Genomic DNA, 24,905 nt, shown 5'->3' with positions numbered 1-24,905 from the left:
ATTTTCAGTCCTTCCCGCCTTCCTGTTTTGATTTCCTTTGCTTCGGAAAATTAATCTCAAGCAAAATGATAAAAACAATTTCCAGAACAGAGAATGTTTTCAAATGGTTGCTGTTTGTAACAATAACTGCAATGATACAATCCTGTGGTGGAGGACAGCAGGAACCGTCACAAATGCCTCCGGCCAATGTAGATTTTTTTAAGGTGACTGCAACAGCAATAAATGTTGAGAAGAAATACCCGGGAATGATTGAAGGAAGTGTGAATGTGGATATCAAGGCCCAGGTGACAGGGTATCTTGAAGAGATCTATGTAAAGGAAGGAGATTATGTCAGTAAAGGGCAATCTCTTTTCAGGATCAAAGGAGATGTATACCAGGAACAGGTGAACAACAGCCAGGCGGCGCTGAAGTCTGCTTTGGCTGCCCAGGCCAATGCTAAAATTGAGCTGGAAAAAATAAGACCACTGGTAGAAGGTAAGGTAGTCTCAGATATGCAGCTGAAAACAGCGCAGGCTTCTTACGATGCTGCAACAGCACAGGTTGCGCAGGCAAAAGCTGCATTAGGTTCTTCACAGATCAATGCTGCTTTTACAGTTATAAAGGCGCCCGTAAGCGGCTATATCGGAAGGATCCCCAATCGCATAGGCAACCTGGTAACCCCCGCAGATGCCACACCTCTTACAACATTATCAGAGATCAGTAATGTATTCGTGTATTTCTCCATGAGCGAAGCAGATTACCTGTCATTCATGAAAGAAAGGAAAACAGACGCGAACAGCAATACGGTATCATTGATCATGGCTGATGGTAGTGTATACGACCATAAAGGGCGACTGGAAACAGCTAGTGGAAATATTGACCGCTCTACCGGCAGTATTGCATTGAAAGCAATTTTCGCGAACCCGGATAGATTATTACGTTCAGGAGGTTCCGCCCGTATTATCCTGAACAAAGCATTCTCTTCTGTCCTGACTGTTCCTATGGCCAGTGTAAAGGACATACAGAACAGGCATTTCGTTTTCACACTTGCAGACAGCAATAAAGTAGCTATGAAACCATTGGAAATTGAAGGTAGCTCAGGCGTCAGTTACCTGGTGAAAGCCGGTTTGCAGGAAGGCGACAAAGTAGCATTGAACAACATAGATGTACTCAGCGAGGGTATGCCTGTTGTGCCGGCAGTGATTGCAGCAGATTCATTGAGATCCAACTGATATCCCTTCTAAAAGAAATTATAGTATGTTAAAAAGAATAATAGACAGGCCGGTATTAGCTACGGTGATCTCCGTGGTATTGGTCATACTGGGCATTATTGGCCTTACAAGGTTATCAGTAACCAGGTTCCCCGATATTTCGCCTCCCACTGTAATGGTAAGTGGCAGTTATCCGGGTGGGAACAGTGAAGCGGTGATACGATCGGTGGTAACGCCATTGGAAGAACAGATCAATGGTGTGGAGAATATGCAATATATCCGGTCCACCGCCAGTAATGATGGCTCTTTTTCAATCAGCATCATCTTTAAGCAGGCTGTTGATCCTGACCAGGCGGCTGTGAATGTACAGAACAGGGTGCAACAGGCTACACCTATACTCCCTGCAGAAGTTGTACGTATGGGACTGACAACTTCCAAACAGCAGAACAGCATGATCATGATCTTTAATCTCTTTACAGAGGATAACAGTAAATATGATGAGGTTTTCCTGCAAAACTATGCGAATATCAATCTTATTCCCCAGATAAAACGTGTACCGGGTGTTGGTCAGGCACAGCTTTTCGGTGCTAAGGATTACTCTATGCGTATCTGGCTGCACCCGAGAAAAATGGCTAACGCAGGACTGGTGCCTGCCGATATAAGCCAGGCCATTGCAGATCAGAGCCTGGAAGCAGCGCCGGGAAAATTAGGTGAGGAATCTGATGCTGCCCTGGAATATGTGATCCGTTATAAAGGAAAGAAGAACCTGCCGGAAGAATATGAGAACATCGTGGTAAAGAATAACGGTCCTAACCTGTTGCGGCTGAAAGATGTGGCAAGAATTGAATTTGGTTCTATTGCCTATGGCGGTTACTCTACTTCCAACGGAAAGAATGCTGTAACTATAGGCATCCTCCAAACTACCGGCTCAAATGCCAATGAGATTGAAATAGGAGTGAAGAAGGAAATTGAAAAACTATCAAAGTCTTTCCCTCCGGGCATAGGATACAGTTTCCTGGTAAGTACAAAAGACCGGTTGGATGAAGCTACTACCCAGGTAAAATCCACGTTGATCGAAGCATTTGTGCTGGTATTCATCGTTGTGTTTTTATTCCTGCAGGACTTCCGTTCTACTATTATACCAGCCATTGCTGTACCTGTAGCCATTGTGGGCACCTTTTTCTTTCTGTTGGTGTTAGGCTTTACCATTAATATCCTCACTCTCTTTGCCCTGGTACTGGCCATCGGCATTGTGGTAGACGATGCTATTGTCGTCGTCGAAGCTGTGCACAGTAAAATGGAAGGTACAAACCTTACAGGTAAAGAAGCAACGCATAGTGCTATGGGTGAAATTACCGGGGCGGTTATTTCCATCACGCTGGTGATGTCGGCAGTTTTCATTCCCATTGGGTTCATGACCGGTTCGTCTGGCATATTCTATAAACAGTTCGCCTATACATTGGCCATTGCTATTATCATTTCTGCTGTCAACGCATTGACCCTCACACCGGCTTTATGTGCATTGTTGCTGAAAAATACACATGCAGAAGGGCATGACGGAAAACACAGGAAGATGGGCTTCAGCCAGCGTTTCTTCACTGCTTTTAATACCGGGTTTAATAACCTGACAGGCAGGTACGTGAAAGGAGTGAGGTTCCTGGCTGCCAGGAAATGGTTAGCTGTAATGTTTGTGCTGGGAGTGGCGGGTATTGCAGGTTGGATGATGAAGACAACTCCTAAAAGCTTTGTTCCGCTGGAAGATGATAACCTGATCATTTATAGTGTAAGTCTTCCTCCGGGTGCTGCACTGGATCGTACTACTGCAGTGGCAGAGAAGATAGATAAGATAATAAAGGGAATAGAAGCCGTTGAAAGCAATACCAGCATTACCGGGTTCAATATCCTGAGCAATAGCTCCGGGCCCTCCTATGCTCTTGGCTTTGTGAAACTGAAAGATAAGAAGGACCGTGGAAAAGTAAAAGACATTGATGTTATACTGGGACAGATCACAGAAGGATTGACATCTGTGAAAGAGGCTACTGTCATGGCATTGAGAATGCCGCCTGTAGAAGGGTATGGAATTACCAGTGGTGCAGAGATAGTTTTACAGGACAGAACAGGAAAAGACCCCGCTACTTTAAAAGCAATGGCAGATAAAGTGATAGGGCAGATCATGCAACAGCCGGGAGTACAAATGGCCTATACTACCTTCCGTGCGGATTATCCACAACTGGAACTGGAAGTGGATGAAGATAAAGCGAAGCAGATGGGGGTAAGTGTAAGTGGAATGCTGAATACTATACAAACCTATTTTGCAGGGGATCAATCCCTCAACTTCTCCAGGTTTGGAAAATTCTACCGGGTCAATGTAAAAGCAGATGGCGTATTCAGAACAGATGAAGACGCCTTTAACGAGATCTTTGTTCGTAATGACAGGAATGAAATGGTACCCGTAAAGTCAATCGTGTCTTTACGTAAGGTGTATGGTCCCGAATCCGTGAACCGTTATAACCTGTACAATTCTGTTACCATCAGTGTAGTTGGATTGCCAGGTACCAGTAACGGAGCCCTGATGGATAACCTTGAGAATAGTGTGCTCAATTCCCTGCCATCTGATTATAGCTACGAGTGGACCGGTCTGAGCCTGGAAGAAAAATCTGCAGGTAACCAGACAATGATGATCCTCGGATTATGTTTACTCTTTGTTTACTTCCTGCTGGCCGCCCAGTACGAAAGCTACCTCTTGCCACTGGCAGTATTGCTTTCCATCCCTACAGGTATGCTGGGTGCTTTTGCCGGTATCAAAGCTGTTGGATTGGATAACAACATCTATGTACAGGTAGGCCTGATCATGCTGGTAGGTTTGCTGGCCAAGAATGCTATCCTGATCGTAGAATTTGCAGTACAAAGAAGACGCGCGGGGTTATCTATTGTAGAATCAGCACTTGAAGGGGCAAAAGCAAGGCTTCGTCCTATCATTATGACCTCACTGGCATTCATTGTAGGTATGATACCGTTAATGATTGCAAAAGGAGGAACCGCTGTAGGCAACCGGTCTATCAGTACCAGTGCTGCTATGGGCATGCTGAGTGGTGTAGTGCTTGGAATATTTGTGATCCCGTTACTATACATGCTCTTCCAGCACCTGCAGGAGAAAGTATCCGGTAAAAGTAAAATGGTCCCATCTATAAACTGACAATAATGAACTTACTGAAAAATAACATAACACTATACTTTGGTCTGGCATTATTGGTCTCTTCCTGTGCAGTAGGTAAGAAATACAGTCGCCCGGATACTGGTATTCCGGCAAACTACCGGCAGCAGGCAATCGTTACGGCAGATACTGTACTGCTACCCTGGCGTACCTTCTTCAAAGATCCTCAGCTTATTGGCTTAATTGAAAAGGCTTTAAGCAGGAACAATGAAGTTGCCATTGCCATGATGAATATGCAGCAGTTAGACCTTGCTTATAAACAAGCCAGGCTGGGATTATTACCCACGGCAGAATTGAGCGTAGGCGTCAACAGGAACTGGCTCTCCAAAAATTCATTGAACGGATCCTTAAGTCAGCAATTTGCAGGTTCAAGTTATATGGACGATTACAGCGCTACACTCAGGGTATCCTGGGAGGCAGACATCTGGGGCAAAACAAAAATGCAGAAGGACGGAGCCCGTGCAGATTACTTTGCACAAACGGAAAATCTCTCTGCACTGAAGACAAGGATCATTGTGCAGGTGGCACAGGCCTATTATAACCTGCTCACCCTGGATGAGCAGCTGAAAGTAGCAGAACGGAATATTGAACTGGGAGATAGTACTGTATCTATGATACGATTACAGTTTAAATCCGGGCAGATAAATTCACTGGCGGTAGAGCAGGCAGAGGCACAGAAGAAAACGGCTGAGCTATTGGTGCCGCTGGCATTGCAGAATATTACCATGCAGGAGAATGCTTTGAGCATATTATGCGGAAGTTATCCGGATAGTATTCAGCGTACAGCCAGCCTGACCGGTGTGATGCCGGCCGAAGTATTCCCTGCTGGCGTGCCTGCTCAATTACTAAGCCGCAGACCGGATGTAAAGGCTGCTGAATATGCGGTAGTTACCGCAAATGCAAAAACAGGCCTGGCCAAAGCAGCCATGTATCCTGCTATCAGTCTTACACCTTCTATTGGAACTAATTCCTATAAGTTTAATACATGGTTTAACCTGCCCGGTTCATTAGTAAAGAATGTAGGCGCCAGTCTTACCCAGCCGGTTTTCCAGAAACGGTCACTCAGAACAGCTTATGAAACAGCGCAGATAGAGCAGAAAAAATCAGCGCTTCAGTTTAGGCAATCTGTAATGACGGCTGTAGGAGAGGTGTCAGATGCTATGGCAAGGTCAGTTCACGCATCAGAGCGCATGGTACTGGTTGAAAAGAAAACAGCTTCCCTGGAGAAGTCGGTAAAAGATGCCATGTTACTGTACAGAAGTGGTATGGCTACTTACCTGGAAGTGATCACGGCACAGAACAATGCACTGCAGAATAACCTGGAAGCGATCAATATCAGGCTGGAGAAACTGAATGCAGTTACTGACCTCTACCGGGCTTTAGGTGGTGGTGTTGAATAGACTGTTATACCCCATTATTGTGTATATATATAAAAAAGGCAGCCTCCTTTTGGGGCTGCCTTTTGTTTTCAACTGAATGCAGGTTGTTTTATGTATTCGGACATTTATCTGTTACAGAGAAACCAACTGCTTTCACACCATACCATGGCTGCTGGGTAGAGCTGTTGCGTATTACGCGGGTGCAGGCATGGATGCTTACTGTATAACCACAATTATCCATTGCAGATACATCAACGCTCCATGGTGCATTATCGTCTCCATCATCCAGTATGCTGCCAAGATCTCCTACGTCGCCATGACCGGCTACACTGTCGTAGTAACGGGCAGATGGTGAAGGCAGGGTGCCATGTGTATGTGAAGTAGGCTGCAGGTCCAGAGCCCAGTGTGCAAAGTAGGGGTGTACTGCTCTCAGGTGACCATTTACTGTATGGTTGGTCGCCGTTTTATCATAGCAATGACAGTCGCCGCCATCTATTACCAGGTCCAGTGTTTTGGTAAAGTCCACAGAAGTATTGGCAGTAGTGCTGATGGTCATGTGGGTGTTGTTAATGATCACCGTGAAGAGATCTGCCACTTGTTCATTGTTCAGTGCATCTGTATGCGTGAACCTGATAGTATAGTTACCATCTGTCAGTCCATCGGTGCTCCATCCTGCCAGGTAATTTGTTTCATTATAGAGACCGATAGCAGGATTGGCTTTGTAGATGAACCATCCGTCTGCCGGGGTTTGTGTATCTGGATATTCAACATTCGGATCAGGAGCAAAGTCCAGCATGGTGAATGTTTCACTGGTAGATACAGAAGCATAGGTGCTGTCCGGAGCGCCGTATTTCTTGTATTCTATCTTATATTTGATGATGCCGTTGAAGCCATTGCGGTTAATGATACCATTGAACCTCACCCAGCCGCCGTACGGACGGTTTTTATCAGAAGTTGGGTTGGTAGTATCAGAATTTACCAGGAAGGTAACAGGGTCTATGCTGTCCCTGTCCACACCGCCAACATGGGTAAGTTCCGCTTCTACTTTCGCTGCCTGGCTTGGACGGATCTGTACAACTGCATCCAGACGGTTACCCCAGGTGTTAAGAGCATTAGGATCTGTAGTGGAAGGAAGTGACTGCCAGGAAAGGACGCCACGAACGCGTATAATATTAGGGTTGGTACATGACCGCAGGTGCTGTGTAAAATTCACAGGCAGGTCCACACAATAGAAAAGCCCATTGGCAGGAATGTTGTCAATATCATGCACGGTTATGCTGGCAGTACCCAGGTACTGATCATATGAACCGTTATTATTCCAGTCTGCCCAGAATGCTACGTGTTCCTGGGAACCTTTATGACAGAGGTCTCCGCTGAAGCCGCTGGATTTTTTAACCTTTATAACGGCGCCCAGCCTGTCCTGTGCAGTATTCAGCCCCACGCAGGTCAGTTCTTCAAAGCTCACATCTGCCTGTCCTACAGGCTTGAGGATGAGGTCTGTTATTGCTTTAATGTTAACCTGTACTTCCTGCAGTTGTTGCAGATTATAGCTGGTAAGCGGTTTGAATTTTTTATCATCGCTGATCAGCGGGGCAATAGAAGAATAGAAGGTGCGGTGATCAGGTACTTTTGCACGTTTGTAGCTCTCGTAGAACTGGGCAATGGGGGGTACAGGTGGTACAGGCAGATCTAACTCTTCTTTAAGATTAATGCCTTTCAGTATGTCGGGGATCTGTTTTACCTGCAATGCTTCGAAGATATCTCCCCAGATAATCCTTCTGCGTGGTTTTAACTGTATGTCTGCTTCCAGCACATTACCATAGTGTGGAGGGATGGCAGGGTTGGAAGAGGGAATAGTATTCCATGATAATACGGCACGTACAGTAGGAATAACAGCTTTCTGACAGGAGAGGAACTTACGGTATTTTTCATCATCTATGAAGATCTCTGTCATGTACTTGATCGGATGCTGAGGGCCGGGAGGCGCTTCAGAGATATCTGCTACTTTGAAGCTGGTATATCCCATGTCCTGGAACCCGCTGCCATCTTTAAAATCCACGAAGAAGCGTACATACTCCTTAGACCCGTTGGTGCAAAGCCCGCCGCTGTAGCCGGTGGATTGTTTCACGCTGATCACAGCCTCCAGTTTGGACTTGTAGGGATTAAAACCTACACAGGTCAGCTCTTCCCAGTATGTAATGCTTTGTGCTTTCAGGTCTTTCGCAAAGAATCTGTTCAGAAGGAACGTCTTACGGTTGTAGACCAATTCGGATAGTTGTTCCGCCGTAAGTTTTGGAATTTTTGTTTCCATTGTTGTTTTGTTTTTGAGGTAACTAATAAATGATCACCCTGTGCAGATCACGGGCGTGTAAACAGAGGTGTTGTGGAATCGCTTTTGGGGTATTGTATCTATGTTTATGCTTCGACTATATGTTTCATTCTCTTAACAAAGGTATGGGGACAGATCAAATGAAAATAGCGTATTAATACGCTATTTTGTTCAACCGGTCAGGAATATTATAGAGGGAGATAAATACATAAATACGAAAGACCCGGATCTCTGAAAACCGGGCCTTTTCTCTTTTATCATGGTTACGCGTAGTTACTGTGCAATAAGGCTGTTCAGCTTTTCTTCCAGTGCATTTCCTTTCAGATTCCTTGCTACTATCTTACCGGAAGCATCTATCAGTACATTCTGCGGAATAGCGGTTACATCATACAACTGTGCTACTTCGTTGTTCATGAACTTCAGATCTGATGTGTTATATCCTGTCATCTTATCTTCATTCAGTGCCTGCAGCCAGGTATCTTTACGCTGCTCCATTGCAACGTTTATCACTACCAGGTCTTTATCTTTAAATCCTTTTTCTATCTGTCTCAGTTCCTGGTTCTCTACCCTGGAAATAGAAGACCAGCTTGCCCAGAAGTTGAGTAGTACACATTTTCCTTTGAAAGACGAAAGAGAGATCTTGTTGCCCTGAGGGTCTTTCTGTGAAAAGTCAGGAGCAACGGCGCCTACAGCAGTCTGCCTTGATTCGGTAAGTCTTTTGTTGAATGCTTTACCTTTTACAGAATTTTTAGTACTGGCGCTTAATGCTTTGAACAGCGGCTCTACATCACGATAGTCAATGAAGTTACCTGCATATTCTTCCAGTATGTCCAGAGAGATGTACATGTCAGAATGCTGCTGGATAAATTCTTTCATCTTCTGTTTCCTGTAATCCATTGCTACACGGAAACGTTCCAGGTAGTCTCTTTTTGCTGCCAGCCCTTTCTCAGAACCGTCGCCCTGCATAGCATTTGCTGATTCTGCAGTCAGGTCCTGCAGCTTCTGCTGTGCATCAGCTATAAAGCTGAGATAAGATTTATAGTCGGTTTGCGATTTTGATCCATCGAAGTCATAGTTGGCAATATCTTCGTCGGAAACCAGCCAGATGATAGAAGATGGCTCCAGGTAAAGATGAGCAATGTTCTTGCCCGAGAAATAGTTTCTTGTTTCACCATCCCTGCTCACTGTTAACAGTGCATTCACCGGATAAGGCACCTGCACTACCATTTGAAATGCGCCGTTATCAATATCTGCAGAATCAAACACACTCTTGCCTTCAACAGAATAACCAATATATACTTTCGCCGGCGCCTGTAGTTTCCCGAGCTTCCCCCTGATTTCACAGCGGGTCTGAGCCATTGCTGACACTGTCATGAAGAAGGCTGCAAGAAACATTAAACTTCTGTTCATCTAATTTATCCTTTATGGTTACATGAATTATTACAATGGATATTCAAAAAGACGATCGCGCGACATCAGGATGAATGAACCCTTTGCATATAGGACAACATTTAATACCCAATATGCGTACAAGGGTTAAAAATTTTTTTAAAGTATATTTTTCGGAGGAGGACGGCTTAATCTATAATGAATTTATTTTCTGTTATTTATCAAAATTCGCATGACTTAGTCAAATATTGCAAGTCGCTGATAAACAGACTGAAAATTTTTTTTCAAATTTTTTTAGGTCAGCCTTTTATTCACATAATGAATAAAAATTATGTATTTATATAATAAATTGTTAAATTGTCGAAGGAAGACAAAACTATACTATTATTTAAATCGACATTCTATGAAAAAGAGCGCCTTATACCTACTTCTTACTGTTTTAATCGGTGTGCTGTCTTCATTCCGTACTATTGAAGTTGATGCAAGGATCGATGACAAATCTTTTACCGAGATTGGTTATCAGAAAGACGGAAGTTACTTTTATACCTTTTACACAGATCTTACCAAAGATGCTCCTCATCCTATCGTTTATATACAGGTGCAGAAAGGAACTACCGGTGAAGTGCTGAAGTTGAGTGATTTTAAAGGGAAAGTAATTTATTTCAGAGGGGCCCAGTTCTCAATAAAAGATACGGCTACTGTTTCTTTTTACGATGCAGACAAGCTGGTATCTAAAAACCTCACCGGAGTTATTGAAGGTGGTGTTAAACCTTAACAGAAAATTCCTTTTATAAAAATTCCGGGCCATTGGCCCGGAATTTTTCTTTATACAACATTTAGAAACCTACTTTACCTATCACATCCTGTCTTACAGACTTGGGCAACAGGTCCAGCAGGTCCTGGTTGATCTCTGCAAGCCTTGACCAGTCGCGGGCTTCAATTGCAATGCGGCCACCCGATATCAATACCTGCGCCTCACCCTGGTTAGACATGCCGGGCGATTTGTCTACCAGGTGACGGAAAAGGTCTTTCAGACAAATGGGCGTTCTCCAGATAATAGAACCCATAATACTCCGTAATACTTCTGTTTGTTCTTTAAGACGGACAGAGCTCTGCGAATACATGAACGATGCTTCATCGCTTGTAGCATTATAGAAACGGGTCCTTTCGTTTTCACTTCCATGCTGGTCTAAGATCTCCAGGCACCAGCCCTTCATTTTAAAGTATTTGTTCCGCAGTACAGCAATATGTTTATCTCTTGTTGCATTGTCAATAGCCTGTGCCAGTTTACGCTTCTTATCTTCCAGCTGATAGCGTTTGTCTGTAACATCATCATCCACTAAATCTTTGGTTTCTGTTTCCAGTACGTCCATCTCTTTTTTGATAACAGACAACTCTTTTCTCACTTCATGATTTTCCTGTTCTGCCGTATCAAAGATCTCGTTCTCCAGCTTCCTTGCCAGGGTATCTACATCAAGTTTCAGTGCGCTGACAGTTGTATGCCTTTCTTTCGGAGTGAAGGTTTGTTTAAATTCCTGGTCTGCCATGTTCAGGTAGGCCGTCACCGTGAGATCCCGGGATTCAGAGATGCTGAAGGTCAGTTCTATATCCGACCCCTTTGCAATATCCCTGAATATCTGCCTGGCAGATATTTCCAGGTAGCCCAGGCTTTTGTTGGCTTCAGGAAGCGCATAGTGAGGGCCTTCCAGTACATTGATCCTGATCTTGTCTTCAGAACCTTCCTGTATGCTTTTGTTAAGTGTTCTTGTTACCGATTTCCGTGAAGGCAGAATGCTGTTCTTCTGGAAAATGAGCAGCAGTTTGGTCTCGCCAGGTTTCTCTTCATCATCTACTTCCAGGCAGATATCTTCCGGCAACGGCTGACCGCTAATGCCAAAAGCACTGTTAATGCCTATCATTTCAGAATGCATTTCCACAGTATTGCTTTCTCTGTCATGAACTGTAAGCTGGAAATAGTTGAACGTATTTTCTACCAGCGGCAAATATTCACTGATGCGTTCAGTGAGCTGCTTCAAACCTGTGTCAAAACCGCCGTCAGCACGGGTGATCCTGTAAGAGCAATGAGTGGTGTCGCCGGTTATTTTTGCCAGGAACAATTCCTCTTTTTCCTTTGAGGTTTTAGCATAAGTGGTCTTTATAGAAAGACGGGAACTTGACTTGGATACATTTATGTTACCGGTCAGTTTAGGCCTGGTAGCAGCATAGTGGGCTGCGCCGGCAGCAACTGCTGTAACAGGATCTATTTCACAGTTGATAGGGATCTGTAGTAATTCTTCTGTACGTTGCCTTACAAAAGGAATATAAGTGGAACCACCTACCATCAATGTGAACAGTATATCTTTTGCCTGGAGTTTATTCCTGCTCAGGATATTCTTCACCATTCCTATTGTTGCATCTATCTGCGGGGTGATCAGCTCATTGAAGGCAGCGCGTGTAACGGTCACTTCAAAGTCAACAGGAGCGTTGTTCTCATCTGTCATCCCGTCTATCACTACTTCCACAGAAGATTTGGAAGACAGCAGTATCTTGGCTTCTTCTGCTTTTTGCAACAGAATATAATATTGTGCATTATACTTTCCGCTGGCACTTTTCATCTGCGTTTCCAGGTTATTGAAACTGTATTTTGCAGAGATAGCAGGGATAAGTATCTTTTCTACAATGAGGTTGTCAAAGTCTGTACCACCAAGGAAATTATCTCCTTCATGGTCCAGCACTTTCATCTCGCCATCTTTTATCCTTACAAGTGCAATGTCAAATGTACCGCCACCCAGGTCATACACCAGCCAGTTGCCTTCTGCCAGCTCCTGTTCCTTGTGCATATTGGCGTATGCAAGACTGGCGGCTACAGGTTCCTGCAACAGGGTTACCTGTGCAAAGCCTGCCTGGCTGCCTGCTTCTTTGGTAGCATTGGATTGAATGGTGTCAAATGAAGCCGGAATGGTGATCACCGCAGCATCCACAGATATGCCGGGAGGCATGAAAGAACGCAGTTCCCTCAATATGTATGTAGAAAGTTCTACCGGTGTTTTGAAGTTGCTGATGCTATTGATCCAGTAACTTTCCGAAGTGCCCATTTTCCTTTTAAATGCACCCACTACACTCTTTGCATCCTTTTCCAGCAGCTCTTTTGCTTTTCTGCCGGTAATGATGGCATCCTCGCGGAAAGCAACCACTGAAGGAAGCGTATTGCTTCCCGGATCAGCAGGATTGTTCAGTACCTGTACCTTGCCATCAGCAAATCGTGCAATAGCAGAATTGGTTGTGCCAAGGTCAATACCTATATTGATCATATTATCCATAGTAAATTTTTTAGAGTGAGCCCTTTGATTTTACCACCACTACTGCTTTCTGTACAATAATGTTTACAGGGCCGTTGCAGTAACGTATTATAGGTTTAATCACTTCAGTGATCACCAGGTTCTCTGTGCTTTCTCCCGCAATGCTGGCTTCACAGTCTGTTCTTGTAATGTTATAGTTTTCCCCAAGCGGATTATGATAAATGAAACCATGTTGTCCTTCAGCAGCAGCCGGAAGGAGGTCCTGCTCTATCATCTCCCTGAGCCTATTCACATTCCGTTGTATTGAATTAGGTTCCCGCAGTCCGGCAGCTTTTTTTTCAATTTCAAACACCTGGTTGATCATATCAAGATAGATTTTTGCAACTTTTATCTGCTCGCTCATTGTATTTATTTTGTGTGTATTGAATGGGTCTCTATTTTAGCTTTGATCTCAACACCTGAGCCTCGCGTCAGCTTTATCATAGCCCAGGTTATTTCTCGTTCGGAAGGAGAACCAAAGGAGTACAACTCGTCTAATGTCTTAACCTTTAAAGATGGCGGCAGCTTTTTCTGTTTGCTGTTCTCCATGAGCTTCAGGTTTGTTTTGTTCCCGGTCACAATCTGGATAACATAAGTACCAGCATCAACTGCGAGGCCTTTGTTATAGTCTGATCCTGCAGGGCAATATTGCCGGTAAGGCCGCCTGCTGGTATCCGTCGGAGACAGGAAAAGCAGCACATCTTCCCTGGACATATTGGATACAGTCACTATTGCAGGATAACTACCGGAAGTATTGCCTATTTCTGAAAGTGAACCGATAGTGATCTTACTGTCTTCGGATGCTTTGGGTGGCTGGTAAGTAGGCTGATAATAGTCATAAGAACTGGAAGAATGCCGCGTTCTTGACGAGAGGAAGGCAAATATGAAAATGGCGATAATAATACCGATCACCCAGGGACCCACAGAAGAGTTTTCGGAGCTTCCCTGCATCAGCTCTTCCAGCTTACTCTTAGTATTGACGATAATTCTTTGTGTATCCGGTTGTACAGCTACAATACTTTCCGCCATTTCAATATAACTCCAGCAGTCTTTTTTACTGGTGTGTTTATTCCATACCGCTACTGCAAGGTCATTCAGTGCAAGCGCTATCTGGTTCCTGATCATCCGCAGATCGTCCGGCAGCTGGTTAATAGCTTCTATGTTAACACGGCTCTCCACCCAGTTTCTCAGAGTGGCTAATGAAATTGCATGTGTATTGATAGCCGCTATCTGCGACCTGATACCATTCAGCAGAAGCTCGTATTCCTCTATCACCGGTCCATATTTCTCCTGGTCTACCTGCTGCGCCATCATTTTGTTCAACGCCTGAAGGTCTTCCTCCAGTTTTTGCCTGGCAGCTTCTTCCATGTTAAATTCCGTCATCCAGTTTACCAACCGGATGGCAATAGCCAGGCAATCGTAATTGTTGAACATATACACCGTAAACTCACGCATTTCACGCAGCAACCTGGTGCGGAGTACATGCAGATAAGCCGGGAAGGCATTCACCTTTTCTATGCTAACTTTGTTTTGTACAATCTCCGGCGCCTCTGCAGGCCCGAAGGGAAGTTGCTTATCTTTGGATTGCTGCGTAAGTGTCATGAACTCCTCTATCTGCTCTTCAACGACGCCTCTCAGGCTTTTAAAAGCCCTGTCAATATCTGCCTCCGTTACCAGCGGCGGAGTGGATATGATCTCTCTGAAAGCAGCAGGATCTGCCTGTTTATAGGTCTGTACCAGCGCTTTATCATACGCCGCAGCAAAGTAAGGGCTGATAAAGGAAATGAACTCCGGAAGGCGGTAAATACTCTCATGCCGGAATGCAGAAAAAAGACTGTTATCAGTACCCGCCAGGAAATTGTTCAGTTTTTCATTACCCGCAATGAAATGATAAAATTCCAGTTTATCTTTTTCTTCCAGCTCGTCTATATATCTTTCACAGTCAGATGTGGTCAGGGCCTGGCCCCTATAATGAAAATAACCATCGTCAGATAGCTCAACTTCAGCCAGCAGGGCCTTTTTGGCTTTTCTGATAACACTGCTGTCTATGGCGTTAACAGGCGTGTGAGATAACCCCAGTATCTCAACAGGATTAATGAAGGTCATAGGTAGAATCGGGAATATTGTCCGTCCGGTTGTAAAAATATACTTTTTACCGGTTTATATATAAAAAAAATGTATCTAACTGCAGGCCTCCTGGTGTGGATGACCATTTTTCTTTTGTCTGGATTATCCGGAATACGAGGGAAGAAGATATTTTAGGCTTCAAAAAGGCACAATGAATAACCAGCGACTAAACATTATGACCCTTTTCCCCGACGTATATGAAGCGGTAAGGGGACTGGAGAAAGCAATGGGAACCAGCCAGATAGATCCATTGCAGAAAGAACTGATAAAGATCAGGGCCTCCCAGATAAATGGCTGCGCCTTTTGCCTGAATATGCATGCCCGCCTTGCCAGGAAATATGGAGAGACTGAACACAGGATCTATCTTGTCAGTGTATGGAAAGAAACCAAAGGGATATTCAGTGAAGAAGACCGCCTGTTACTCGAAATGACGGAAGAAATCACATTAATCCATACACATGGGTTAAGCGCTGAATTGTATGAGAAAGCAGTAGCGCTTTTCGGGGAAGAGAAAACGGCACAGGTCATCATGGCTATTGTAGCTATTAATACCTGGAACAGGCTTGGCGTAGCATTGGAATGGGAGCCGGAAATGTAAAATACGGCAGGGATTATTCCCTGCCGTCTGCCCTCTGGAGTTAGGTTAACTGTCCTGTTATGTGAATCGTCAAGGTTGTGGAGCTGTGCTGCTGTTATTGTTAACGATCGGCCATACACCAGGGCGAGGTACGCTCACACCTTTAGTGTTGCCTCTTGTCTGCGCGTCAGCGCCAAAGTAATAAAGCGGCCAGCCTTTAAATGTCAGTTGTGTTTTGCCAAATACCGTAATAGTAGCAAATGATGTCTTATTAAGAGTGGACGGCACATTCTTTATAGCCGATACTTCAAACATAGGCCATACAGTATTGTTGCTCAGGTCCGCTTTCGTATATGTATTAGTGTTGAATTTATCAGGTGCAAATGCATACAATGTTCTGCCATAAGCATCCGTGATATATTGTGTGATCTCATCGCCGGCAGTGTAGTCGCTTTTGTATTTTACACCATCGTTACCCACCAGCTGAGTATTGGCCAGCATAACTGTATAGTCCGGTTTTGCAACAAACCATACATTCTGAAGCGCTTCTCCTTTTATATCACCAGCTTTGGCATCGCTCTGATAATAATATAAAGGCCATCCTTTGTAAGTGGTTTGTTTAGAACCATCAGCACGGGTAATAACGCCAAAGTCAGAGGCAGTCAGAGAGCTGTCCAGTGTTGGATTCTCTTTGTAAAATATAGGCCATGCTGTAACACAGCCGCCTGAACAACTGGAACTGCCACTAGCGTCCATAGAAAAGAAATAAAGTGTTCTTCCGGCACTGTCGGTAAGTATATTACCATATGTAGCGTTGGCAACTACCTGAATATTTTTAGCAGGAGGAGTGTTTGGTGTCGGATTATTGTCGTCGTCCGAACAGGAAGTTGCACCTATAATGATAACGCCCATTGCGGCCAGTACGAATGATCTGAATTGATATAGCATCACGCTGAAGTTTAATTGAGCAAATAAATATTTTATAGCACCGGTGTCTGAAAAGTGAATACGAGGAGTTAAAACAAAAGGTTGCCTGCAGATAAAAAAAAATTCAGACAATTACATAATGGCCAGATAATCAAACTGAAATTTAGGACCTGGAATCCGGAAAGTTTATCGATATGGACTATAAGCTCGTTATTTATGCGTGAAATTTCATAAATTACCTAATGGCATTTCGAGGCATTCTCTACCACGTTTTCCTGTCGGCGGTAATCTGCATACTGCTTTCCTCTTCTGTTTCTTACGCTCAGCAAACTGACAGTGCTGAAATAGCTATTGCTCCCAGGTATGATAAGGTCAGCAAACTTCACCGCATCCTGTTCGGGGAGAACTACAGGAAAGAATGGGCCATACCCGTAAAGCTCAGGGTTGTGCACCTCAGCAAAGAAAAAGGAGGGCTGACCGTTATTCGCGAAGGTGGCGGCTTGCAGACAAGATCGCTTCGCTTACAGGACGCCACAGGACAGGAATGGGTATTGAGAAGTGCGCAGAAATATCCCGAACGTCAACTCCCTCCCCGGTTAAAAGAAACTGTAGCCAGAGATATCCTGCAGGACCAGGTCACTACTGCCAATCCCTTTGCCGCCATGACAGTACCTCCACTGGCAGCAGCCCTGGGCATCCCGCATTCCAACCCGGAAATAGTAGTGGTGGCTCCAGACACCGCATTGGGTAAATATAATGAAGAGTTTGCAGGCAGGCCCTTCCTGTTTGAAGAAAGAGAACCGCTGGAATCCACAAAGACAGATAATACAGAAAAGGCACAGGAGAAGCTGAAAGAAGATAATGATGTATCTGTCAACCAACAGATCGTGCTGAGAGCCCGGCTGCTGGATATGCTGTTGGGCGATTGGGACAGGCATGAAGACCAGTGGAGATGGGACAGGAAAAAAACAGGTAAGGAGACAGAATACACACCTGTTCCGCGGGATAGGGACCAGGTATATTATAAGACCTCCGGTATATTCCCCTGGATCGTATCTCATCAATGGCTGAAATCAAAATTTCAGCCCTATAAAGAAGAAATAAGAGATATTAAAGGATGGAATTTCAATGCCCGGTATTTTGACCGCTACTTCCTCAATAGCCTGGGTGAACAGGATTGGCAGGAACAGATCAGTTATGTACAAAAGCATCTCACAGATCAAGTTATTACCGATGCTGTGAAACGGATGCCGCCACAGATATACAATGTTTCAGGGGAGGAGATTGTCCGTAAGCTCATAGCCCGTCGTAATAACCTGCAGCAACAGGCAATAGCTTATTATAAATTCATCTCTATTTATGTAGATGTACCGGCATCTGATAAACGGGAACGGTTTGAAATAAGCGGAGATAACGGATGGCTGAACGTAACTATATACAAGTTAAAAAAGGATACAACCCGTGACGATATTATTTACCAGCGTAATTTCGATCCTCATGTCACAAAAGAAGTCCGCCTGTACGGATTTGACGGCAAAGATGAATTTCATGTGAAGGGGCCGCTTACATCTTCTGTAAAGGTCCGGATGATCGGGGGAGGAGGGTCAGACGTTTTTCATATAGACAGCACTGTGAATAATAAAAGAAGACTGTATGTGTATGACCGTTCCGGCAAGGACAATATATTACCCTCCCGTAGCCAGGCCAGGATACGTACAGGAAAAGACAGTACAGTTAATGCTTTTAACCCGAAGGGTTTCCAATACGACCGTTTTGAACCCATTACGCTACTACACTATAATAATGACTATGGAGTAAGCCTGGTAGGAGGATTTGCCTATACCAAACATGGTTTCAGAAAAGAACCGCACGCATTCAGGCATCAGCTGCTGGTAGATTATTCTATTGTCCGGAAATCTTTTATATTCACTTACACCGGCGATATCAAAAAAGTGATAGGAGACTATGACCTGAATATTAATCTCATGTCCCGCGGACCAAACAATGTCAGCAATTTCTTTGGCATAGGGAACGAAAGCAACTTTGTGAATGAAGGAGATAAACGTATAGGCTACTATCGCAACCGTTATGATTATATCCTGGGAGATGTAAGACTAAGCCACGCCTATGGTCAATTTACCATAAGTGCCGGCGTAGGCGGACAGTTCTATACCAGCAAGGCATCCAACAATGATAATAAGTACCTGCATGAATTTAATGAACAGGCGCCTGAAGAAGAAATATACCTGACAAAGTGGTTTGCAGGGCTTGTTGGCGGAGCTGAGCTGGACACCCGTATAAATAAAACCTTTCCATCTCAGGGTGTTTACTGGCATACTACAGTGAATGCTATGCAGCAGGTATCTAATGGTAGCAGGAAATATGGGCAGATATTATCCGAATTCAGCTTTTATTACAATCCTGATAAGCATGGTGTGGTGATCATTGCTAACCGTACAGGAGCCGGCACTACCGTAGGAGACCCCGCATATTTCCAGCTGCTGAAGCTGGGTGGCCCGCAAACACTGAGAGGATATCATACCTGGCGCTTTTCCGGTAAAACCATGTTGTATAATAACTTCGAGCTGCGTTTAAAACTCCTTGATTTTAATTCGTACCTTTTGCCTGGTTCAATTGGTGTTATAGGACTGGATGATGTGGGCAGGGTGTGGATGCCGGGAGAAACATCCTCAAAATGGCATAACGGTTACGGTGCAGGTATCTACATTATTCCCAATGAGCTGATATTGCTGCAGGTATCCAAAGGATATTCCGAAGAAGGATCAATTAACTATCTGACCATAGGTTATCGGTTCTGATCATGAAATATCGTGAATTCATTCCGGGAGAGGCGCTGAGGCCTTACATTCAATGCTATTATATTTTTGAGTCAGCAGCAGGATTTACGCTGGACGATGTGGTATTCCCCGCAGGGAATATGGAAGTCATTTTCAACCTGGGGGATGCTGTATGGCAATCTGCGCCGGCCGGCTCTTTCACGAATACTCCCCAGATAGAACTGTGGGGGCAGATCACCCAGCCGCTTGCTGTAAGAACAATGGGAAGGAACTGTATGCTGGGTATAAAATTCTATCCGCATACAGCTGCCTGTTTCTTCAATGAAAATATAGGAGAACTGAATGATCAGATCTATGATACCGGAGATGTGCTGGGAAAGGAATTCAGGGAATTGCATGCCAGGTTACAGGAAGAGACTGCGTTGGGGAAAAGGATCACATTACTGGAACATTTCTTTATGAGAAAGCTGTTAACCGTAAAACGGAAGGACGATAAGATAGCCCTTGTAGGAAGTATTGTACACGATCTGAAAACCCATGGCGCTGAAAGCAGGATCACTGAACTGGCAGGAAAATATAGATTCACTACACGTTATATACACAAACTCTTTCTTCAATATACCGGCGTTGCGCCCAAGCATTATGCAAAGCTGGGTCGTTTTCAGCGCAGCCTGGCACTGGTACAGCAGGGAGAACTGTCGTTAACATCTATCGCATATGAATGCGGTTATTTCGATCAGTCGCATTTTATCAGGGAGTTTAAAGCATTTACAGGAATAGCCCCAGCTTCTTATGCTGCTAATACTTATCCATTCAATGATGTATTGGTAAAACCTGATTAGTTCCTTTTTGTACAATTTTACTTTTACTGCCCGACCTACTTTTACAGTATGAAAACGCATTTATTCATACTGCTAGGCAGCCTGTTGATTGCAGGATGCAATACAAAGGATACAAAGCTACAGGAAGCAAGAAAAGCCATTGCTGCCAGTAATGAGATCTATTTCCAGGCCTTTGTCAAAGGAGATTCCTCCATTTTTATTGACAGGTATGCGGCTGATTGCTGTATTATGCCGCCGGGACAGCCAGCTATATGCGGCCCTGAAGCTGCGCTGGAGTTTTTTCGTACCGCCTATTACAAGATAGGTTTACGGAACGGAAAGTTTATCACCACAGATGTATTCGGAGATGGTGAAGAATATGTCACAGAAGTTGGATTGTGGCAGTCGTTCGATGCTGATAATGTAATGTTCGATGACGGGAAATTCCTGGTGTTGTGGAAGAAAACAGATAAAGGATGGAAGATGTTCAGAGATTCTTTCAGTAGCAATCATTTATCAAAATAGCTGTTCTAACCTGAAATAGAGAAGACTGCCTGAGGTGATCGGGCGGTTTTCTCATTTTTTTTATATTTTGGAAACTCAACGTTACAACAGGTCTATATGCGAAAATTGATGTTATCCTTATCCCTGCTTATTTCATGCACCGTATTTGCACAGGATGCACTGAAATACCAGATGCCTTCCGCAGGCATAGCAGCGATAGCGCTTGCGCAACCGTCCCCGTCGGTATCAATCGGGCAAAAGGGGAATGTAATATTAATTGTACAGCCCCGCAGTTTCCCTTCTGTAGAGGAATTGGCACAGCCGGAGTTAAAGCTGGCCGGTATGCGTATCAACCCTGCCAATTTTGGTCCCAGCAGGGGTTTTTACTTTACCGGTATTACCATTAAAAAAACAGGTAACCAGCAACAGCTGCCGGTAACCGGATTGCCGGAAGGTGCGCGGATCGCCAATATACAGTGGTCGCCCTCAGGCAAAAAGGTAGGCTTTACAGTAGCTGTAACCGGCGGTATTACTTTATGGGCTGTGGATGTTGCTACCGGCAAAGCAGAACAGTTGAGCAAACGCCCTGTCAATTGTACATGGGGAACGCCTTATAGCTGGCTGGGAGACGATAAACTATTAGTACAGATGGTACCTGCAGGTTTAGGAAAAGCGCCTGAAAAACCGGTCGCGCCGGATGGCCCTACCGTACAGCAGACAAGCGGAAAAGCCGCACCCGCAGCTACCTACCAGGATCTGCTGAAAAATCCTTTTGATGAAGAACTGTTCACCTATTATTTCCAGAGTGAACCGGTCATCATCACTGCTTCCGGAGAACAATCCATCGGGGAAGCGGCTCTCTATACATACATTGCTCCATCCCCTGACAAACATTATTTCCTGGCAATAAAACTACGCAAGCCATATTCCTACCTGGTACCGGCAGACCGCTTTCCTGCCACTATAGAAATATGGGACAGCACCGGTCATAAAGTAAAGGAGTTAGCACAGAAACCATTGGACGAAATACGCCCCAAAGGATTTGACGCTACTTCTCCATATCCAAGGCAGTTTGACTGGAGGGCAGATGCTGCCGCCACTGTTTACTGGATAGAAGCGCTGGATGGCGGCGATCCGGCAAAGAAAGTCGCCTTTAGGGACGCTGTTTATATGCTGGCGGCCCCCTTCAATACCCTGCCGGTAACGCTGGTGAATACAACTATGCGCTTTAACAGGATAACCTGGGGAAATGACAGATTAGCCCTGGTAGGAGAGGGCCTACGCAGTACCCAGCAGCTGCAGATCAGCAGGATCAATCCATCTGATCTGACCCAGATACCGGTACCGGTTATCAAACGCTCTGCTACAGACGGCTATAACGACCCGGGAGAGCCCGTTCTTACCACTAACCAGTATGACAGGAAAGTACTGTATATCTCCCCTTCAAACGAGCTTCTGATGACGGGCGACGGCGCATCTCCGGAAGGCGATAAACCTTTCCTGTCGCGATTCAACCTGCAGACAGGCAAGAGTAAAATACTCTGGCGTTCTACGCCTCCTTTTTATGAATCAGTGTCGAAGGTCACAGATCCTGCCAATCTGCAATTTGTGATCAGCAGGGAATCTAATACAGAGCCACCCAATTATTTCCTGCAGGATCTGAAGAAAAAGAAAACCATGCAGCTGACATCTTTTGCAAACCCTTTGCCACAGGTACAACAGTTACAGAAAATGCAGCTGAAGTATAAGCGTAAGGATGGTGTGGACCTGACAGCCATGCTGTACCTTCCTGCTGGTTATGATGCAGCTAAAGACGGCAGGCTGCCTGTATTAATGTGGGCTTATCCGAAGGAGTATAAATCCGCCAGTGATGCTGCACAGGTGAGAGGATCACAGTACCGTTTTATAAGGGTAGGCTACGGTTCTCCCATTTTCTGGGCAACAGAAGGATATGCTGTAATGGACGCTACAGAAATGCCGATAGTAGGAGAGGGAGAACAGGCCCCGAACGATAACTTCATGCCTCAGCTGATCATGAACGCAGAGGCTGCTATTGAAAAGATCACCGGTATGGGAATAGGCGACAGCTCCCGTGTAGCCGTTGGTGGTCATTCCTATGGTGCATTCATGACTGCCAACCTGCTGGCCAATACTTCCCTGTTCAAAGCAGGTATTGCACGTAGCGGTGCTTATAACCGCACACTAACGCCATTCGGTTTTCAGAATGAACAACGCACTTACTGGCAGGCGCCGGAGGTATATTACAAAATGTCTCCCTTTTCAAAAGCTGACCATCTTAAAACTCCCATCCTCATGATCCACGGAGAGGCAGATAATAACTCAGGTACTTTCCCAATGCAGAGTGAGCGCCTGTACAATGCTATTAAGGGAAATGGCGGTACCGCAAGACTGGTATTCCTGCCTTTTGAAAGCCATGGTTACGCTGCGAAGGAGAATATTCTGCATATGTTATGGGAAATGGACCAGTGGTTGGATAAGTACGTGAAGCATGCAAATGGAAAATAATTCCATCTTTTAGAAAAAAATTTGTCCAATTTAAAAAAGTTCCTACATTTGCACTCCCTGACACGGAAAATGATGCCCAGATGGCGAAATTGGTAGACGCACTGTGTTCAGGTCGCAGCGCTCGCAAGGGTGTGCTGGTTCGAATCCAGTTCTGGGCACTAAAGCGGAAAGGTCGGAGATGTCTCTGACCTTTTGCTTTTTAAGGTGGTCAAGATCCTTTCTGGGCTGCTTATTTTGCCATTAAAAGTTCAAATCTTTGTAAAACAATAGTTTATACGGTTCGATTCCTGGTGCGGGTAAACCTACCGCTAACAATATTGTGACTTTTGATATTGATTGAAAATTGAATTTCCAACTAAGAATTTTAAATTGCCTCTGCCTTACTTTCTATAGTAATTAGGTGAAAAAGCCGGACCTATATCTTGAGTTCCTATTTGGAAGATGTCAATAAACGCTATCATAGCATCGACGTCCTTTTTGACAAACTTATTAAAAGGGCCATTTTTAGTAGATTTGAAAATGAAATATAACCTCGTAATTAATTTCAATGACAGAAGAAATAGAATACAGGATTTGTTCGAAAGATGATACTCCGCAATTAATTGACATAGCTGTTCAATCCTATCAGGAGCACTATACACATTTGTGGCACGATGGCGGTAAGCAATACATGGAAACAAATTTAAGTCATGAGCAGTTGTCGAAAGAAATAGAGAATGCAAATTCCATTTTCTTCCTTGTGAATCTTGACAAAACACCAGTGGGAATAGTAAAGCTGAACGTTGATAAAAGTATTGATGAGTATACGGCAAAAGAAGCGTTAGAGTTGGAGCGGATCTATTTCTTAAAAGTCGCTTCAGGGCGTGGTCTTGGTAAAGCAACACTTTTCATGGTTACAAACTTTGCCAAACAACGAGAAAAGAAAATCGTTTGGCTAAAGGCAATGAAAGGAAGCAAGGCTGAAGCTTTTTATCAAAAGCAAGGCTTCACCATCAAAAATGAGACAGTTTTAGATTACCCATTTATTAAAGAAGAATACAAAGAAATGGTTATTATGCTAAAAATCTTATGACGGATTAGCTCTCCCAATACCCCACAAATACTAGAACAGGGAGAAGAGAATTAAGAAGACTTCATTTGTTCATTGATCAAGTGACAAAAGAATCGAGATAGTGTTTCTATTATTGCTAAAGAACAATGAAAACCCTCAACAGAACGAAACGCCTGAAACTGGCACCACAATGGATAAGCGCCTATACTGGAAAAAATCTGGTCCGCGGTTATGCCCGCTATTTCTCCGTTGATTTGATTTGCGCCATCACTGAATTACGCATGTTGGGTTCCCCGGTACCTGAGGAATACGAATTAGCCGTTAAACGCTCCATTGCTGACCGCAGCTTGCAAAGGAAGAAAAAGCGGGAGGCTAAAGCCGCGGCAGCTAATCCCTCGGATGATATAAGTAATGGAGAATTCACATTCATCGCAGGCTATACGAGCAACGACGTACCCTATGGAATTCGCAGTGAAGAGACGGATGGTCTGGATTCTTTTTGAATTATATAAAAGCAGTCTTTATGAGACAAATTATGGGCTTAAGCTTATAAATTAAACTAAATCCCTCTATCTCCTGGTTCGATAATTCTCTTAAGTAGGGCACCAAATGTAGATTCCGGAGTATGGTATCCCCCCATACCGGAACATGGTACCCCCTCATTCCGCTGATGGTAACCCCACCCTAATATTACTAGGATTGGAGTATATGAAGCTATAAATTTCACCCATCATT

General features: G+C 44.4%; 17 protein-coding genes and 1 tRNA gene. 12 read left to right on the top strand and 6 right to left on the bottom strand.

Annotation, left to right across the window (positions count from 1 at the left end; translation table 11 throughout):
- The first annotated feature begins 65 nt into the window (after positions 1-65).
- Genes GO493_RS30135 through GO493_RS30125 form a run of 3 tightly spaced genes read left to right on the top strand, consistent with a single transcriptional unit; the run spans position 66 to position 5,804 of the window.
- On the top strand, positions 66-1,211 hold the full coding sequence (locus tag GO493_RS30135) for an efflux RND transporter periplasmic adaptor subunit (protein ID WP_157309961.1): 1,146 nt from the start codon (positions 66-68) through the stop codon (positions 1,209-1,211).
- A gap of 25 nt (positions 1,212-1,236) precedes the next feature.
- Positions 1,237-4,386 (top strand): efflux RND transporter permease subunit, encoded by a 3,150-nt coding sequence (locus tag GO493_RS30130; protein WP_157309960.1) that lies wholly within the window; start codon positions 1,237-1,239, stop codon positions 4,384-4,386.
- 5 nt (positions 4,387-4,391) lie between these two features.
- The gene (locus GO493_RS30125) at positions 4,392-5,804 is read left to right on the top strand and encodes an efflux transporter outer membrane subunit (RefSeq protein WP_157309959.1); all 1,413 of its coding nucleotides are present in this window, start codon (positions 4,392-4,394) and stop codon (positions 5,802-5,804) included.
- 88 nt (positions 5,805-5,892) lie between these two features.
- Here the strand turns inward: GO493_RS30125 and GO493_RS30120 are convergent, their stop codons facing one another.
- Complete coding sequence (locus GO493_RS30120) at positions 5,893-8,094, bottom strand: hypothetical protein (protein WP_157309958.1); 2,202 nt, start codon at positions 8,092-8,094, stop codon at positions 5,893-5,895.
- Between the two features lie 291 nt (positions 8,095-8,385).
- On the bottom strand, positions 8,386-9,522 hold the full coding sequence (locus GO493_RS30115; RefSeq protein WP_157309957.1) for a TlpA disulfide reductase family protein: 1,137 nt from the start codon (positions 9,520-9,522) through the stop codon (positions 8,386-8,388).
- Positions 9,523-9,904: 382 nt separating this feature from the next.
- Between GO493_RS30115 and GO493_RS30110 the strand changes: the two genes are divergently transcribed.
- Positions 9,905-10,276, top strand: a complete 372-nt coding sequence (locus GO493_RS30110; protein WP_157309956.1) for a hypothetical protein — start codon at positions 9,905-9,907, stop codon at positions 10,274-10,276.
- A gap of 61 nt (positions 10,277-10,337) precedes the next feature.
- Here GO493_RS30110 and GO493_RS30105 read toward each other — a convergent pair whose 3' ends face one another.
- The 3 genes from GO493_RS30105 to GO493_RS30095 are packed head-to-tail and all read right to left on the bottom strand — an operon-like array spanning position 10,338 to position 14,945.
- Positions 10,338-12,821, bottom strand: a complete 2,484-nt coding sequence (locus GO493_RS30105) for an Hsp70 family protein (protein WP_157309955.1) — start codon at positions 12,819-12,821, stop codon at positions 10,338-10,340.
- Positions 12,822-12,831: 10 nt separating this feature from the next.
- Positions 12,832-13,203 (bottom strand): hypothetical protein, encoded by a 372-nt coding sequence (locus tag GO493_RS30100; protein WP_157309954.1) that lies wholly within the window; start codon positions 13,201-13,203, stop codon positions 12,832-12,834.
- A gap of 5 nt (positions 13,204-13,208) precedes the next feature.
- Positions 13,209-14,945, bottom strand: coding sequence for a hypothetical protein (locus GO493_RS30095; protein WP_157309953.1), 1,737 nt, complete (start codon positions 14,943-14,945; stop codon positions 13,209-13,211).
- Positions 14,946-15,117: 172 nt separating this feature from the next.
- Here GO493_RS30095 and GO493_RS30090 point away from each other — a divergent pair, with 172 nt between their 5' ends.
- Positions 15,118-15,564 carry a carboxymuconolactone decarboxylase family protein gene (locus GO493_RS30090; RefSeq protein WP_157309952.1) on the top strand — a complete coding sequence of 149 codons (447 nt, stop codon included), beginning with the start codon at positions 15,118-15,120 and terminating at the stop codon, positions 15,562-15,564.
- Positions 15,565-15,633: 69 nt separating this feature from the next.
- On the opposite strand, the gene GO493_RS30085 is transcribed toward GO493_RS30090, so the two are convergent.
- Positions 15,634-16,491, bottom strand: a complete 858-nt coding sequence (locus tag GO493_RS30085) for a hypothetical protein (protein WP_198315871.1) — start codon at positions 16,489-16,491, stop codon at positions 15,634-15,636.
- Between the two features lie 221 nt (positions 16,492-16,712).
- Between GO493_RS30085 and GO493_RS30080 the strand changes: the two genes are divergently transcribed.
- From GO493_RS30080 to GO493_RS30050, 7 genes are all read left to right on the top strand, one after another.
- Complete coding sequence (locus tag GO493_RS30080; RefSeq protein ID WP_157309951.1) at positions 16,713-19,289, top strand: BamA/TamA family outer membrane protein; 2,577 nt, start codon at positions 16,713-16,715, stop codon at positions 19,287-19,289.
- Between the two features lie 2 nt (positions 19,290-19,291).
- Positions 19,292-20,110, top strand: a complete 819-nt coding sequence (locus tag GO493_RS30075; RefSeq protein ID WP_157309950.1) for a helix-turn-helix transcriptional regulator — start codon at positions 19,292-19,294, stop codon at positions 20,108-20,110.
- Positions 20,111-20,158: 48 nt separating this feature from the next.
- Positions 20,159-20,614, top strand: coding sequence for a YybH family protein (locus tag GO493_RS30070; RefSeq protein ID WP_157309949.1), 456 nt, complete (start codon positions 20,159-20,161; stop codon positions 20,612-20,614).
- A 96-nt stretch (positions 20,615-20,710) separates the two neighbouring features.
- Positions 20,711-23,119, top strand: coding sequence for a S9 family peptidase (locus tag GO493_RS30065; RefSeq protein WP_157309948.1), 2,409 nt, complete (start codon positions 20,711-20,713; stop codon positions 23,117-23,119).
- A 74-nt stretch (positions 23,120-23,193) separates the two neighbouring features.
- Positions 23,194-23,277, top strand: a tRNA-Leu gene (locus GO493_RS30060).
- 389 nt (positions 23,278-23,666) lie between these two features.
- On the top strand, positions 23,667-24,191 hold the full coding sequence (locus GO493_RS30055) for a GNAT family N-acetyltransferase (RefSeq protein WP_157309947.1): 525 nt from the start codon (positions 23,667-23,669) through the stop codon (positions 24,189-24,191).
- Positions 24,192-24,316: 125 nt separating this feature from the next.
- On the top strand, positions 24,317-24,673 hold the full coding sequence (locus tag GO493_RS30050; protein ID WP_157309946.1) for a hypothetical protein: 357 nt from the start codon (positions 24,317-24,319) through the stop codon (positions 24,671-24,673).
- The last annotated feature ends 232 nt before the right edge of the window (positions 24,674-24,905 follow it).

Source organism: Chitinophaga tropicalis (assembly GCF_009758205.1).
Taxonomy (GTDB): domain Bacteria; phylum Bacteroidota; class Bacteroidia; order Chitinophagales; family Chitinophagaceae; genus Chitinophaga; species Chitinophaga tropicalis.
This window is presented reverse-complemented; position numbering and strand designations above follow the sequence as displayed.

Excerpts from the sequence above, each read along its gene's own strand:
- GO493_RS30085 (WP_198315871.1), bottom strand. The coding sequence starts at position 16,491 with ATGCTATATCAATTCAGATCATTCGTACTGGCCGCAATGGGCGTTATC.
- GO493_RS30050 (WP_157309946.1), top strand. The coding sequence starts at position 24,317 with ATGAAAACCCTCAACAGAACGAAACGCCTGAAACTGGCACCACAATGG.
- GO493_RS30100 (WP_157309954.1), bottom strand. The coding sequence starts at position 13,203 with ATGAGCGAGCAGATAAAAGTTGCAAAAATCTATCTTGATATGATCAAC.
- GO493_RS30110 (WP_157309956.1), top strand. The coding sequence starts at position 9,905 with ATGAAAAAGAGCGCCTTATACCTACTTCTTACTGTTTTAATCGGTGTG.
- GO493_RS30055 (WP_157309947.1), top strand. The coding sequence starts at position 23,667 with ATGACAGAAGAAATAGAATACAGGATTTGTTCGAAAGATGATACTCCG.
- GO493_RS30135 (WP_157309961.1), top strand. The coding sequence starts at position 66 with ATGATAAAAACAATTTCCAGAACAGAGAATGTTTTCAAATGGTTGCTG.
- GO493_RS30080 (WP_157309951.1), top strand. The coding sequence starts at position 16,713 with ATGGCATTTCGAGGCATTCTCTACCACGTTTTCCTGTCGGCGGTAATC.
- GO493_RS30130 (WP_157309960.1), top strand. The coding sequence starts at position 1,237 with ATGTTAAAAAGAATAATAGACAGGCCGGTATTAGCTACGGTGATCTCC.
- GO493_RS30090 (WP_157309952.1), top strand. The coding sequence starts at position 15,118 with ATGAATAACCAGCGACTAAACATTATGACCCTTTTCCCCGACGTATAT.
- GO493_RS30115 (WP_157309957.1), bottom strand. The coding sequence starts at position 9,522 with ATGAACAGAAGTTTAATGTTTCTTGCAGCCTTCTTCATGACAGTGTCA.
- GO493_RS30125 (WP_157309959.1), top strand. The coding sequence starts at position 4,392 with ATGAACTTACTGAAAAATAACATAACACTATACTTTGGTCTGGCATTA.
- GO493_RS30120 (WP_157309958.1), bottom strand. The coding sequence starts at position 8,094 with ATGGAAACAAAAATTCCAAAACTTACGGCGGAACAACTATCCGAATTG.
- GO493_RS30095 (WP_157309953.1), bottom strand. The coding sequence starts at position 14,945 with ATGACCTTCATTAATCCTGTTGAGATACTGGGGTTATCTCACACGCCT.
- GO493_RS30065 (WP_157309948.1), top strand. The coding sequence starts at position 20,711 with ATGCGAAAATTGATGTTATCCTTATCCCTGCTTATTTCATGCACCGTA.
- GO493_RS30070 (WP_157309949.1), top strand. The coding sequence starts at position 20,159 with ATGAAAACGCATTTATTCATACTGCTAGGCAGCCTGTTGATTGCAGGA.
- GO493_RS30075 (WP_157309950.1), top strand. The coding sequence starts at position 19,292 with ATGAAATATCGTGAATTCATTCCGGGAGAGGCGCTGAGGCCTTACATT.
- GO493_RS30105 (WP_157309955.1), bottom strand. The coding sequence starts at position 12,821 with ATGGATAATATGATCAATATAGGTATTGACCTTGGCACAACCAATTCT.